Source organism: Xanthomonas arboricola pv. guizotiae, from assembly GCF_002940205.1.
GTDB lineage: Bacteria > Pseudomonadota > Gammaproteobacteria > Xanthomonadales > Xanthomonadaceae > Xanthomonas > Xanthomonas arboricola_C.
In genome coordinates, this window is the sequence record NZ_MDSK01000001.1 from 309862 (window position 1) to 323891 (window position 14030).

12 protein-coding genes are annotated in these 14030 nt (G+C 66.1%); 2 read left to right on the top strand and 10 right to left on the bottom strand.

Annotated elements, in window-relative coordinates; all coding sequences use genetic code 11:
- Nucleotides 1-15 precede the first annotated feature (15 nt).
- Genes kdpC through XarbCFBP7408_RS01570 form a run of 4 tightly spaced genes read right to left on the bottom strand, consistent with a single transcriptional unit; the run spans nucleotide 16 to nucleotide 4719 of the window.
- Nucleotides 16-645, bottom strand: a complete 630-nt coding sequence (kdpC, locus tag XarbCFBP7408_RS01555; protein ID WP_104560742.1) for a potassium-transporting ATPase subunit KdpC — start codon at nucleotides 643-645, stop codon at nucleotides 16-18.
- Nucleotides 646-685: 40 nt separating this feature from the next.
- The gene (kdpB, locus tag XarbCFBP7408_RS01560) at nucleotides 686-2785 is read right to left on the bottom strand and encodes a potassium-transporting ATPase subunit KdpB (RefSeq protein ID WP_104560744.1); all 2100 of its coding nucleotides are present in this window, start codon (nucleotides 2783-2785) and stop codon (nucleotides 686-688) included.
- A gap of 11 nt (nucleotides 2786-2796) precedes the next feature.
- Nucleotides 2797-4611: a potassium-transporting ATPase subunit KdpA gene (gene kdpA, locus XarbCFBP7408_RS01565; protein ID WP_104560746.1), complete on the bottom strand. Its 1815-nt coding sequence runs from the start codon at nucleotides 4609-4611 to the stop codon at nucleotides 2797-2799.
- Between the two features lie 15 nt (nucleotides 4612-4626).
- Nucleotides 4627-4719, bottom strand: a complete 93-nt coding sequence (locus XarbCFBP7408_RS01570; protein ID WP_006452907.1) for a potassium-transporting ATPase subunit F — start codon at nucleotides 4717-4719, stop codon at nucleotides 4627-4629.
- 1019 nt (nucleotides 4720-5738) lie between these two features.
- On the opposite strand from XarbCFBP7408_RS01570, the gene XarbCFBP7408_RS01580 reads away from it, so the two are divergent.
- Entirely contained in the window at nucleotides 5739-6077 is a 339-nt protein-coding gene (locus XarbCFBP7408_RS01580) for a hypothetical protein (RefSeq protein WP_181106128.1), read from the top strand.
- 40 nt (nucleotides 6078-6117) lie between these two features.
- Here the strand turns inward: XarbCFBP7408_RS01580 and XarbCFBP7408_RS01585 are convergent, their stop codons facing one another.
- Both XarbCFBP7408_RS01585 and XarbCFBP7408_RS01590 read right to left on the bottom strand, forming a co-directional pair.
- Nucleotides 6118-7044 carry a DMT family transporter gene (locus XarbCFBP7408_RS01585; RefSeq protein ID WP_104560750.1) on the bottom strand — a complete coding sequence of 309 codons (927 nt, stop codon included), beginning with the start codon at nucleotides 7042-7044 and terminating at the stop codon, nucleotides 6118-6120.
- Nucleotides 7041-7832, bottom strand: a complete 792-nt coding sequence (locus XarbCFBP7408_RS01590) for a PhzF family phenazine biosynthesis protein (protein ID WP_104560792.1) — start codon at nucleotides 7830-7832, stop codon at nucleotides 7041-7043. Before XarbCFBP7408_RS01590 ends, XarbCFBP7408_RS01585 begins: the two co-directional genes overlap by 4 nt.
- Before the next feature lie 130 nt (nucleotides 7833-7962).
- On the opposite strand from XarbCFBP7408_RS01590, the gene XarbCFBP7408_RS01595 reads away from it, so the two are divergent.
- Nucleotides 7963-9372 (top strand): PLP-dependent aminotransferase family protein, encoded by a 1410-nt coding sequence (locus tag XarbCFBP7408_RS01595; RefSeq protein ID WP_104560752.1) that lies wholly within the window; start codon nucleotides 7963-7965, stop codon nucleotides 9370-9372.
- Nucleotides 9373-9986: 614 nt separating this feature from the next.
- On the opposite strand, the gene fghA is transcribed toward XarbCFBP7408_RS01595, so the two are convergent.
- The 4 genes from fghA to XarbCFBP7408_RS01615 form a co-directional block, all read right to left on the bottom strand.
- A complete protein-coding gene (fghA, locus tag XarbCFBP7408_RS01600; protein ID WP_104560754.1) occupies nucleotides 9987-10817 on the bottom strand; it encodes an S-formylglutathione hydrolase in 831 nt (276 codons plus the stop codon).
- Between the two features lie 58 nt (nucleotides 10818-10875).
- The gene (gene gfa, locus XarbCFBP7408_RS01605; protein WP_104560794.1) at nucleotides 10876-11451 is read right to left on the bottom strand and encodes an S-(hydroxymethyl)glutathione synthase; all 576 of its coding nucleotides are present in this window, start codon (nucleotides 11449-11451) and stop codon (nucleotides 10876-10878) included.
- A gap of 68 nt (nucleotides 11452-11519) precedes the next feature.
- The gene (locus XarbCFBP7408_RS01610; RefSeq protein ID WP_104560756.1) at nucleotides 11520-12629 is read right to left on the bottom strand and encodes an S-(hydroxymethyl)glutathione dehydrogenase/class III alcohol dehydrogenase; all 1110 of its coding nucleotides are present in this window, start codon (nucleotides 12627-12629) and stop codon (nucleotides 11520-11522) included.
- Between the two features lie 63 nt (nucleotides 12630-12692).
- Nucleotides 12693-12968, bottom strand: coding sequence for a metal/formaldehyde-sensitive transcriptional repressor (locus XarbCFBP7408_RS01615; RefSeq protein WP_104560758.1), 276 nt, complete (start codon nucleotides 12966-12968; stop codon nucleotides 12693-12695).
- Between the last annotated feature and the right edge of the window lie 1062 nt (nucleotides 12969-14030).

Consider the following 14030-nt stretch of genomic DNA (forward strand, 5'->3'; position numbering starts at 1 on the left):
CGCGAGCTGACAGCTCTAGTGCTGTTGCTTTGGCCCATTCCCGATTCCCGGCTCCCCATTCCCAGCGCGATCCAGCGCCAGGTTCAGTGCCAGCACATTCACCCGCGGCTGCCCGAGCAGGCCGAACTGTGGCTGTTCGGTGGCGGCCTGTACCAGCGCGGCCACGCGTTGTTCCGGCCAGCCGCGCGCGGCGGCGACCCGGCGCACCTGGACCTGGGCGCCGGCCGGACTCAGGTGTGGATCCAGGCCACTGCCGGATTGGGTGATCAGCTCGGCGGGGACCGCCTCCGGTGCGATGCCGTCGCGTGCCGCCACCTCGGCGCGCGTGGCGGCGATGCGGGTTTGCAGGTCGGGATTGGAACGCGCCTGGTTGCTGCCGGCCGCCGCGCTCGGGTCGTACTTGGCCGCCGAGGGGCGTGGCTGGAAATAGCGCGCATCGGTAAACGGCTGGGCCACCAGTGTGGAGCCGACGACGCGTGCGTCGACGCGCAACAGCGAACCGTGTGCCTGCGCAGAAAACAGTGCACCGGTGATGCCGGTGGCGATCAGTGAGTAAGCCAGGCCGAAACCGAACAGGGTGAACACCGCGAGCATCAGCGAACCGCGCAGGGCGCCGTCGTCGCGTAACGGCAAGGAAGAAGACATGGACATATTCCCGGAAGGAGAAAGGTGGATCGCCGGCAACTCAGGCGCCGAAGGCGGCGACCAGCGCCAGATCGATCACTTTGATCGCAGCGAACGGCAGCAGCACGCCGCCCACGCCGTAGATCAGCATGTTCCGGCGCAACAACGCGGTGGCGCTGGAAGGACGAAAACGCACACCGCGCAACGCCAGCGGAATCAGTGCCGGGATGATCAGCGCATTGAAGATCAAGGCCGCCAGCACTGCGTGGCGCGGGCTGGAGAGCTGCATCACGTTGAGCGCCGCCATCGACGGGATGGCCGCGGCGAACAGCGCCGGCAGGATCGCGAAATATTTGGACACGTCGTTGGCCAGCGAGAACGTGGTCAGCGCACCGCGCGTGATCAGCTGCTGCTTGCCCACCTCGACCACCGCCAGCAGTTTGGCCGGATCCGAATCCAGATCGACCATGTTGCCGGCCTCCTTGGCCGCCTGCGTGCCGGAGTTCATCGCCAGGCCCACGTCGGCCTGGGCAAGCGCCGGCGCATCGTTGGTGCCGTCGCCGACCATCGCCACCAGCCGCCCGCCGGCCTGCTCGGCGCGGATGCGCGCCAGCTTGTCTTCCGGGCGCGCCTGGGCGATGTAATCGTCCACGCCGGCTTCGGCGGCAATCGCAGCGGCCGTAAGCGGGTTGTCGCCGGTGATCATCACCGTCTTGATGCCCATCGCCCGCAGCTGCGCGAACTTTTCCTTGATGCCTTGCTTGACCACATCGCTCAGCTCGACCACGCCCAGCACATGCCGGCCTTCGGCCACCACCAGCGGGGTGGCGCCGCCGCGCGCGACTTCTTCGATGCGGCCGTTCAACTCCGGCGACACCGTGGCGCCCTGCGCCTGCACATAGGCCACGATCGCATCGCCGGCACCCTTGCGGATGCTGCGCCCACCAAGATCGACGCCGGACATGCGGGTCTGCGCGGTGAAGCCGATGTAATGCGGAACCCCGCGCATGGATGCGCGATCTGTTGCGGAGGGATCCGCATCTGATGGCGCGTCCGGCTCCACCATCACCGCGCCCTGCTGGCGTGCGAGCTTGACGATGGATTTGCCTTCCGGCGTCGGGTCGGCCAGCGAGGCCAGCATGGCCGCATCGCGCAGTTGCGCACGGCCGATGCCGGCCAGCGGATGGAACGCGGTGGCCTGTCGATCGCCGTAGGTGATGGTGCCGGTCTTGTCGAGCAGCAGCACATCCACGTCGCCGGCCACTTCCACCGCCTTGCCGGATTTGGCCAGCACATTGGCCGACAGCGCGCGGTTCATGCCGGCAATGCCGATCGCCGGCAACAGCCCGCCGATGGTGGTCGGGATCAGGCATACCAGCAGCGCGATCAGTAACAACGGATCCAGTGTGACGCCGACAAAGCCCGCGATCGCCGGCAACGACGCCACCACGATCAGGAAGGTCAGCGTCATTGCGGCAAGCAGTAACGTCAGTGCGATTTCGTTCGGCGTCTTCTGCCGGTTGGCGCCTTCCACCAATGCGATCATGCGGTCCAGAAAGCTGTGCCCCGGCTCGGCGGTGACCTTGAACACGATTTCGTCGGAAAGCACGCGCGTGCCGCCGATGACCCCGCTGCGGTCGGTACCGGCCTCGCGCAGTACCGGTGCCGATTCGCCGGTGACCGCCGCTTCGTTGATGGTGGCCACACCGCGCACGATCTCGCCATCGGCCGGCACGAATTCGCCTTCGGACACCATCACGTAATCGCCCGGGCGCAGCTCCGCGGCCGGCACGCGGGTTTCGCGGCCACCGAGTGCGGTTTCCACCCGGCGGGCGACCAGATCCTTGCGCGCACGGCGCAGCGATGCGGCCTGCCCACGCCCGCGCGCTTCGGCGATGGCTTCGGCGAAGTTGCCGAACAGCACGGTGACGAACAGGATCGCCGTCACCGCCCAGCCGAACCCGGCATTGCCATACCCGCTGGCGGTGATCACCGCCGCCAGCAGCGTGCCGCCCATCACCACCGCCATCACCGGGCTGCGCAGCAGATGCCGCGGCGCCAACTTGCCGAAGGCCGCGCGCATCGCCGCCACCAGCACGGCGGCATCGAACAACGCCGCGTCACCGCGCGCGCGTTTTTCAGTCGTATCGATCGTAGACATTGCTCAAACTCTCAGGACGCCGCCAGGGCGAGGTGTTCAGCGATAGGACCCAGCACCAGTGCCGGCATGAACTGCAGCACGGTCAGCACCAGCACGATCGCCATCAGGGTCAGCGCAAAGGTGGGCGTTTCCACCTGCAGGCTGCCGGCCGATTCCGGCGCGCGCCGCTTCACTGCCATGCGCGCGGCCACCATCAGCGGCAGGATCAGCGCCGGATAGCGGCCGAGCGCCAGCACCGCCGAGCAACTCAGGTTCCACCAGTACGTGGCATCGCCCAGGCCTTCGAAACCCGACCCGTTGTTGGCAAAGGCCGAGGTGTACTCGTAGAACACCTGGCTGATGCCGTGGAAGCCGGGATTGGAATTGGCGGTCAACGCCGGCACCGCCAGCGCCACTGCGGTGAAGCCCAGCACCACCAATGGCTGCAGCAGGATCAGCAGCGCCAGCAACTGCACCTCGCGCGCTTCGATCTTGCGACCGAACAACTCCGGCGTGCGCCCGGTCATCAAACCGGCCAGGAACACGCTCAGCAGCAGATACACCACGAACTGCTGCAGGCCGCAGCCGATGCCGCCCCAGATCGCGTTGATCAGCATGTCCACCAGCGTGACCAGGCCACTCAACGGCGCCAGCGAATCGTGCATCGCATTGACCGAGCCGTTGGAGGTCTGCGTGGTCAAGGCCGCCCACAACGCAGACGCATCTGCGCCGACACGCACCTCCTTGCCTTCCATCAAGGCAGCCGAGCTGGCGCTGGCCGAATGCGCTTCGGACCACAGCAACAGCGCGGTGGATGCGACCGACATCGTCAGCATGGTGCCGAACACCAGCGCGGTGAGGCGCTTGCGCCCGGTCAGATAGCCGACCATGAACACCACGCTCATCGGCAACAGCACCAGCGCCAAGGTCTCCAGCAGGTTGCTCAGCGGCGTGGGATTTTCCAGCGCCACCGAACTGTTGGGGCCGTACCAGCCGCCACCGTTGGTGCCGAGCTGCTTGACCGCGACCATCGCCGCAACCGGCCCGACCGGAATGGTCTGCTTGGACATGCCGGCGCTGCTGTCCAGCGGTGCGGCGGTAGCCGCACCCCGCAGCGTGGAGGGCACGCCCTGCCAGCCGAGCAGCACGGTCCACAGCAGGCATAGCGGCAACAACACACGCACGCTGGCGCGGATCACATCCGCCCAGTAATTGCCGACGTCTGCCTCCGGCAACGCCTCCAATCCGGCAGCCGACTGCCGCCGCCCCGGGCGCGGCATGACGATATCAGGCTCCTCCAGCCCGGCCACCCGTGGCTTGGCGCTGGCCGTCGCATTGGATGCCGGCAAGGCGTCGGACACAGTTGCGACCGCTCGCCCACCGAACAATGCGCGCAAGGTCGCCACCGCCAATGCCAGGCCCATCATTGGCGTCACCACCTGCAGGCCGACGATGCCGGTCATCTGCGCCAGATACGACAACTGCGCCTGGCCCGAGTAGTGTTGCTGATTGGTGTTGGTGACGAACGACACCATGGTGTGCAGTGCGGTGTCCCAGCGCATGTTCGGGATGGCGTCCGGGTTGAACGGCAGCCACGCCTGGGTCATGAACACTGCCCAGGTGAGCAGGCCGACAACCAGGTTGCTGAGCAGGAACGCCACCGCATACCCACGCCACGACATGCCCTGCTGCGGGCGGGTACCGAGCAACGCATACAACGGCCGTTCGATCCAGCCGAACAGCACGTCGCCACGCATCGGGGCGCCGCGCATCACCGCGGCCAGGTAGCGGCCCAGGGGCCAGGCCAGCACGATGGCCAGCGCGTAGACAAGGAGGGTTTCAATCATTGGAGCGCACTCGCATCAGAAGTCTTCGGGGCGCAGGACCACGTACAGCAGGTACGCGGCGGCAACGAGTACGGCCACGCCGCACAACAGGGACAACCAGGCAGGCATGTCGGCTACTCCCCGAGACGCGCGCAACGCGGCGCGATGGATGCGATATGCGAGGGCGCATGCAGCGTCTGCAGGCCGACAGGGCAAGGCGCTGCCGCACCGCGCGCGCAGCGGCGATGGAGCAGACAGGTCAAGGGATGCATCGGGATCGTCCACGGCGGAACCGCTCCGCCAACCCGCGCAGTGTCTGCCCGGGCTGCGTAAAGTCACTATGGACCTGCGACAGCCGCCGCGTAAATTCCGCATAAAATGCTGCGTGGCGACGGTCTGCAGTCACGTCTCCACGCTATGCAGTCGTTTCCGAGCAACCGCGACCTCACCCACACCGTCCGGTCCCAACTCAGGACAACCACGTTTTGATTGAAGGCGTATGAGGTCGTAGCAAAGCCTCGTTGGTCGAGGGCGCGGTGCCCTCACCACTTCCGGGACACGCCGTGAATCCGTCCATGGAGGCTCCTTGGCGGCATCCATGCCGCCAAGGGTCCCGGAACCGGTAAGGTCACCGCACCAAGACGTTTTGAGGTTGCTTCATCGAAAGCCTGCTTAATGCTCGGCTCGTCTTGGCAACTGATTGGGCATGCTGCAAACACTGCATGCCACGCCCTGCTCGCCCGTGCACACCGACTATCTGGATTGGTCCTTGCCCGCCCACCGTCGCGGGACCTTACGCGGCATGGATGCCGCGTAAGAGCCTACACGGACGTACTTGCGGCGTGTCCTGCGAGGGTGGGCGGGCAAGGGCCCTGCAAAAAGCCGCAGATCAACCGCTCTACAGCAGACCTATCCGCGCCACCTACTCCCCTAATGTCCTAAGACACAAAGACAACCGGAGCTCCGAGTTGCATCCTCGTTCTCCAGAGGCAGTCAAGACCTGGCGAGGCGAGCGCACAGCGCCCGCTCCGCTCGCAAAAACAAGCGTGACGCCGCAGCTGGAGGCTCCCCACGTGTCCCCACCTGTCGACGGAGCGCTCACCGCCGCTGCACTAACGTACCGGCGTCATCCATCAGAGTCCTTGCACATGCCTGTCAGCTACTCGATCAGCCTGCCCGACCCCAAGCTCGCCCGCGGCGGCGATGCGAGCGTGAGCTTCAGTGCCCATGGTGCCGAGGCCTTTGCCGAACAGTTGCAGGCCGCCTTGCGTGATCCGGCCTGGTTCGATCGCTGGCGCCAGCTGCAGGCCGACCCGGACGCGGTGGACCCCAGCCTGGGCGCGACCGATCCATCGGCCACGGTCACCGGCAAGCAGGGCGACCTGCGTGTGGACCTGGTCGCCACCACCAGCATCCCCGGCGACCTGCTCAAGCAGCGCATGCAGGCCCTGGCCGGGCACCACTGGGAACTGCGCGACGTGCGTTGAGTTCCACGGCCGCCGCGTGCACTGCGCGGCGGCACTTTGCTCAGGCCGGTGCGCTGTCTGCCACACGCGGTGGCCAGCGCCATTTCAGATTCACCGCCAGCGTGCCCACCACGATCAGCGCCAGGCCCAGCCACTGCACCGGCACCAACGCGTGGCCGTAGAGCAGATAGTCCAGCAGTAGCGTCACCAGCGGATACACGAACGCCAGCACCGCAATCGTGGCCACATGCAGATGGCGATAGGACGAATAGAACAGCACATAGACGATGCCGCTGTGGATCACGCCCAGCCCCGCCAGCCACAGCCAGTGCAGGCCCGGGTGCAACGCCGCACTGCTGGAAAACCCGGCCAGCAGGAACGTGCCGACCCAGCACTGCACCGTCACCACCGCCAGCGGCCGCTCGCGGCTGATACGGCGCGACATCAGCAGCGACGCACCGCATAGCAGCGCCGCCAACAGCGTGAGCGCAATGCCGATCAGATAGCCACGGTCGGCCGCCTGCCACAACCGCGCCGGGTTTGCCGAGCAGGCCACGCCGATGAATGCCAGCAACGTCCAGCCCAGATCGACACGCCGCGTGCGCTCGCCCTGCACCAGCGCGGCCAGCAGCAACATCACGAACGGAAACACGTGGTAGACCATGGTCGCCACACCGATCGACGAGCGCGCCATGCCGGCGAACAATGCCACCCAATTCAACACCAGCAGCACACCGCTGACGATGGCATCGCGCAACAGCGCACGCTCGTGCCATAGCCCTCGTAGCTGTCCACCGACCAAGCCGCACACGGTAAGAAACAGCGCCCCGAACAGGCAGCGATAGAACACCGCCGTCACCGGATCCTGCCCGCTTTCGTGGACGAACACGCCGACCGAACCGATCAGGACTTCGGCAACCAGCAATTGCCAGATCGCCCGTCGCCCAGCGCCGGCCGCTACTGCGTGCACGGATAGGGGAGTGCTCATAGCGCAATGGTTCCCTGCAGATATTGGACAGCGCTGCCACGCACGTAGACATGCTGCGGCTCGACCCGGCACCGCAGTTCGCCGCCACGCGCGGAGTCTTGCAGCGCGGTGAGCTGCGTCTTGCCCAGCCGCTGCGCCCACAACGGCGCAAGCGCGGCATGAATCGATCCGGTGACCGGATCTTCGCTACCGCCGTTGGACGGCCAGAAGTAGCGGGAAACAAAATCATGCTCGAGGCCTGGTGCGGTGACCGCCACATCGCGCGGCGCCAGTGCCAGCATCCGGCCCAGATCCGGCGTCACCGCACGCACCTGCGCTTGCTCTGCGTAGACGGCGATATACGCCTGCGCATTCGCGTACACAGCCTGCGGCACGATCGATAACGACTGCGACAACGCCTGCGGCACCACCTGCACCAGCGACGGCGCTTGGTTGGGGAAGCGCAGCTCGAAGCTGCGCTCGTCCACCCTGGCAACGGCGATCTCACCGACAGCCGGCGCACGCAAGCGCAGTGGAAACGCCGCTAGCTGGTGCGTCGCGATCACGAACGCGCTGGCCAGCGTCGCATGCCCGCAGAAGCCGACCTCCTTGAGCGGAGAAAACCAGCGGATGTCGAACACCCCGCTGTCGTCGCGAACGAAGAAGGCGGTCTCCGAAAGATGGTGTTCGCTGGCGATGGCCTGCATCACCGGCTCCGGCAACCAGGCCTGCAACGGCACCACGGCTGCCGGATTGCCCCTGAAACGCACCGTGGTGAACGCATCGACGATAAACACAGGAAGCAGCACGGCCAACCTCACAGAAGGAAATCCATACCTGGCGTACTCACCGGGCACGGCCAGTCTGCAACGTGCTACCCGACCATCACAGATTCAGATAGGCTGCAAATCGACCAATACAGATGGAAGGCACCCGCAGATGCTGCTGTACGAATCGCTGGCCACGCAGCTGCGGCAGCAGATCGAAGTCGGCACCTTGCGTGCCGGCGAGCGCCTGCCCTCGATCCGGCAACTGGCCGCCAACCATGGCATCAGCACCGCCACCGCCGTGCAGGCCTGCCTGCAACTGGAACGCGAAGGGCGCGTGCAAGCGCGCCCGCGCTCGGGCTACTTCGTACGCAGTACGACGCCTGCATTGCCGGCCGCAGCACCCGTCACACGTCGGCGCAAACCGGGCATGGTCGACAACCCGGCCTTGCAGCGTGTGCTCGACACCTTGGCGCGTACCGACCTGGTGCCGCTGCACACTGCCACCCCCGCGCCTGCGCTATTGCCCACCGCGCAACTGGCCGCGGCCCTGTCGCGGCAGCTGCGTCGCCAGCGTTCGGCGGCGTTGGATTACGCACCGCCACCAGGCCACCCCGCATTGCGCCGCCAGATCGCACAGCGTTATGCACACTGCGCAACCACCGTCGACGCGGAAGAAGTGGTGATCACCGCCGGCGCGATGGAGGCGATCAGCCTGGCGCTGCGCACGCTCACCGCGCCAGGCGATGTGGTGCTGGTGGAAACCCCCACCTATCACGGCATCCTGCAGGCGGTGGCGGCACTGCGCCTCAAGGTGCTGGAAGTCCCCAATCTTCCCGGTCATGGGATCGACGTCGCGCGTCTGGATACGCTGCTGCAGCGCACGCCGGTGCGTGCGGCAGTGCTGGTCCCCAACTTCAACAATCCAAGCGGCAGCCTCACGCCCGACAGCGCCAAGCGTGCGTTGCTCGACAGCTGCGCACGCCATGGCACCGTGGTGATCGAAGACGACATCTACGGCGAACTGGATTGGTCGGGCCAACGTCCACGTCCGCTGCGTCATTTCGATACCCATGCCGATGTGATCACCTGCGGCTCGTTCTCCAAGGTGCTCTCGCCCGGCCTGCGGGTGGGGTGGTTGCTCGGTGGCGACTGGACCGACGCCCTGGTGCGTGCCAAGTATTTTTCCACCGTGGGCAGCGCCAGCCTGCCGCAGCTGGCACTGGCCGATTACCTGGCGCAACACGATCTGGAACGGCATCTGCGCAAGCTACGCCGCACCCTGGCCGACAACGGGCAGCGGCTGCGCGATGCCATCATGCGGCATTGGCCGGAAGGCACGCGCGTGGGCGACCCGGCAGGCGGGTTATCGCTGTGGCTGCAATTGCCCGACGGCGGTGGCGGCCAGGCCGTGTTCGAGGCCGCACTGGCAGAACGCATCGGCACCTCGCCCGGTCATCTGTACTCCAGCCGTGGCGACTACGCAGATCACCTGCGCCTGACCTGCGGCCAGCCGTGGAGCGACACGCTGGAGCGCGCGATGCGCCGATTGGGCAAGCTTGCGGCGCAGGTGGTGCGTTAGCCTGGTGTGTGGCAATGGCTATAGCCGACAAGATAATGATGTGACGCAGCTGTTCGATGCAGACTTCAGATACGAAAAGGCTGCTTGCGCGCCTTACCAGGAAGTTTTCAGGACGTCGTGTTGAAGCCTGCCTGTTGAATGCGCTGTATTGAGAAGCTGACAGGACGCGGTTATCCAAACAACGGCACGCCATGCTCTGCTTGCACCAGCACACCCACCATCTCGCTTGGTCCTTGCCCGCCCACCGTCGCGGGGCCTTACGCGGCATGGATGCCGCGCAAGAGCCTACATGGACGTACTTGCGGCGTGTCCCGCGACGGCGGGCGGGCAAGGGCCCTGCAGCCATGCGCAGATCGGCTGCTCTACAAGCCCACCTGCCCGCTTCACCGCGCTTCGCCGTCCCCTCATCCGCCAGTGAGCCCGTCCCCTCATCCGCCCCTGCGGGGCACCTTCTCCCGAGGGGAGAAGGGAGGTCGATTCGACGCTTTACGCAGGCCACGGCCCACGCAACGCGGCGGCGCGGCGGCGCGGCGGCGCGGCAGTGCAACGTAACGCAATGCGCACCGCCATCCACCATCTCATACCACGCATCTGCTACGCACTCGACCAGCCGATCAACCACGCAATGCCGCGGCATGGTGTGCGATGTGTTCGCCGATGAAGCTGGCGATGAAGTAATAGCTATGGTCGTAACCGGGCTGCAGCCGCACCGTGACCGGATAACCAGCGGCCTTGGCGGCCTGTTCAAACAGCGAGGTTTTCAACTGGTTGTCGAGAAATTCGTCGCCATCGCCCTGATCGATCAACAGCGGCAGGCGCTCCTGTGCCTGCGCGATCAACGCAGTGGCATCGTACGCTTGCCACGCTGCGCGGTCCGGCCCCAGATACTGGCCGAATGCCTTCTCGCCCCACGGCACCTGGCTGGGCGCGACGATCGGCGAGAATGCCGACACGCTGCGATAGCGGCCCGGATTTCTCAATGCGATGGTCAAGGCGCCATGGCCGCCCATCGAGTGGCCGCTGATCGCGCGCGCACCGGTGGTGGCGAAGTGCGCTTCGATCAACGCCGGCAATTCGTTCACCACGTAGTCGTACATGCGGTAATGCGCCGCCCACGGCTGTTCGGTGGCATCGACATAGAAACCGGCACCTTTGCCGATGTCGTAGCCGTCCGCATCGGCCACATCGTCGCCACGCGGGCTGGTGTCGGGCGCGACCAGGATCACGCCATGCTCGGCCGCGTACCGCTGCGCGCCGGCCTTGCTGATGAAGTTCTGTTCGGTGCAGGTCAGCCCGCTCAGCCAGTACAGCACCGGCAACGGACCATCGGCGGCCTGCGGCGGCAGATAGACGCCGACCTGCATGCTGCAGTCCAGGCTCTGCGAGCGATGCCGGTAGACGTCTTGCCAGCCGCCGAAGCAGGCATGGTGTTCGATACGTTCCATGAGATTCCTTCGATAAAAACCTGCGGCCGGCAGACGTGCCGGCCGCGGGGTTGGGCGATCAGTGCAGCAAGCCCTTCTTGCGTGCCACGTTGGCAGCCAGCATATCCATCAATCCCGGCGACAGGCAGTCGTATGGGGTCAGTCCGAGCGCGTTGAGACGGGCGCGCACGCCGTCCATGTCAGCCGGCGGCGTGCCGGTTTCGATGATGGAGGACACGAACGCCGCAAAGCCCGGCGGCGACCAGCCCTGCTGCTGCGACAACTCGGTATGGATGAAGTCCAGTCCGTAAAACGCGTGACCCTTGTCTTCGATGCGACCCAACATATGCACGCCGCAGCCGGTGCACGCGTGCCGATGGATCGCCGCGCTTTCATCGACGACCTTGAGCTTCTCCGCATGTGCGGTCACCGTGACCTTGTCGCGCGGCGCCACTGCAATCACCGCAAACCTTGCGCCTTCCGGCTTCCAGCATTTACTGCAGCCGCAGGCGTGGTTGTGCGCGGTCTGCGCAGCCACGTCCACGGTCACCTTGTCGCTGGCGCAGTGGCATTCAAGGGTTCCGCCCTGGAAGTTTTCCGCACCGCCACGCGCTATGCCACTGTCTACCGAAGGATGAATCGAGACGCTGCTCATCATGCCCCTCCCGGAGTATCAGATACCACGTGCGCGGAAGCGGCCGCGCGCCGATCCTGGCCATTCGGTCAGAAATGGATCACGGTACGGATCGACTTGCCTTCGTGCATCAGGTGGAAGGCCTCGTTGATCTCTTCCAGCGGCATGGTGTGGGTGATGAACGGATCGAGATCGATCTCGCCCTTCATCGATTGCTCCACCATGCCCGGCAATTGGGTACGTCCCTTGACACCGCCGAAGGCCGAACCGCGCCACACGCGGCCGGTCACCAGCTGGAACGGACGGGTGCTGATTTCCTGGCCGGCGCCGGCCACGCCGATGATGACGCTCTCGCCCCAGCCCTTGTGGCAACACTCCAGCGCCGAACGCATCACGTTGACGTTGCCGATGCACTCGAAGCTGAAATCCACGCCGCCATCGGTCAGCTCGACGATGACCTCCTGGATCGGCTTGTCGTAGTCCTTGGGGTTGATGCAATCGGTGGCGCCCATGCTGCGCGCCAGCTCGAACTTGCCCGGATTGGTGTCGATGGCCAGGATGCGACCGGCCTTGGCCTGCACCGCGCCCTGGATCACCGCCAGCCCGATGCCGCCCAGGCCGAACACCGCCACGCTTTCGCCCGGCTTGACCTTGGCGGTGTTGTGCACGGCACCAATACCGGTGGTGACGCCGCAACCGAGCAGGCAGACCTTTTCCAGCGGCGCTTCCGGGTTCACCACCGCCAGCGAGATCTCCGGCACCACGGTGTATTCGCTGAAGGTACTGCAGCCCATGTAGTGGTAGATCGGCTCGCCGTTGTAGGAAAAGCGCGTGGTGCCGTCGGGCATCAGGCCCTTGCCCTGGGTGGCGCGCACGGCCTGGCACAGGTTGGTCTTGCCCGACAGGCAGAACTTGCACTTGCGGCATTCGGCGGTGTACAGCGGGATCACGTGGTCGCCGACCTTGACGCTGGTCACGCCCTCGCCGACCTGCTCGACGATGCCGCCGCCCTCGTGGCCCAGCACGGACGGGAAGATGCCTTCCGGGTCGTCGCCGGACAGCGTGAACGCGTCGGTGTGGCACACGCCGGTGTGGGTGATGCGGACCAGCACTTCGCCGGCCTGTGGCGGTGCGACGTCGATCTCGACGATTTCCAGCGGCTTGCCGGGTCCGAATGCAACTGCTGCACGGGATTTCATGGGGTGGTGCTCCTGACGATGAGGTTCAAGGACGGGCACGGCAGGCGCCGGCCCGGTGGGAGTTCATTTGAGATAGGACCGGACCAGCCCGAGCAATTCCTGCACACGCTCGGCGCGCTGCGCATCGGAGGCGGCGGCGTGGCCGAAGTCTTCGCGGATATGCGCTTCGAGTACCTGCGACATCAGCCCATTGACGGCACCCCGGATCGCGGCGATCTGCTGCAGCACAGGCGCACAGTCTGCGCCTGCTTCCAGCGCGCGCTCAAGCGCGTCGCACTGCCCGCGCAGGCGTCGCACGCGTGCTAGCGCCCGCTGTTTTTCCTGCGGCGAATGCGGCATGACGGCTCCGGCCAAATACTGGGGGGCAGTATATGGATTCGCTCGAAGAAATCCATGCCCATGAGGACGTCAGCGCGAACATGGCCGCACACAGCGGCAGCCTGGATCGGTGCCCAGCTGCGCGGACACCGCGTCAGCGATGGGCTGAACGTCCATCAAGGCGTCCGCAGCCGGTCGACTGGCACCGCTGCGCTGCGGTGGATCCGGTACGCCGACCGCCGCTGGCGTCGCACTGCAGCACGCCGTCGGTGGGGCGTCCACGGGCCCGGGACGCATCTTGCAGCTGTCGTCGCTGTCCAGACGCATGCTCTGCGACACCGGGAGCGCGATGGTGCAGCACGCCCCGCCCGGCTCCGGTACCCGGGTCGCCGCATGCAGACCGTGTTTCAAACGACTGCTGGACGAACGCACCGCGCTGCTCGCATCCACGACAGACACGCACCCCAATCTCGCCATCATGCACGCCGACCCGTCGCCGCGAGCAGCTGGAACCGACGGTCGGCGTGATCGGCAAGATCAGCCATGCCACGGCGGCGGCGCGAAACCCTCGGCCTCCAGTTCGGCGGCGGTGGTGGTGGTGGTGGCGGACCACGCTGCGCCTGCGGTGGCGCAGGCGGCGGGGGCGGCCCGCCGGAACGCGCGCCGCAGTAACTGGCGCAGCCGCCCAGGCCGAGCACTGCAAGCAGCGCACTGATGGCAACGGCTGTGGAGCGTGTCTGGACCATCGTCGATCTCCCTGGCTGGATGGCGCATGCGCGTGCTGCACGCACATGGCAATGGCGGGCAAGTACCCGCTTGGTCAGGGAACGCGTTGCATCGCGACATGTCGTGCATTTGCCGCTGCGCGCCGATCGCTGGCGTGCGCCGTCACGCCGCGTGCAAGACCTGCAACCACGCCAGCCCCGTGCGGTCTCCAACACGCCGGGGCCTTGAGCGCGCGGTGACCCTGCCGAGCCAGGGCTAACGCATTAGGTCCTGTTAACGCTAGTGGCTGGGGAGGTTAAACTATTGGACATGGAGATCACGCCAGCACAATTTGCCCTCATCGAACATTGCTTACCT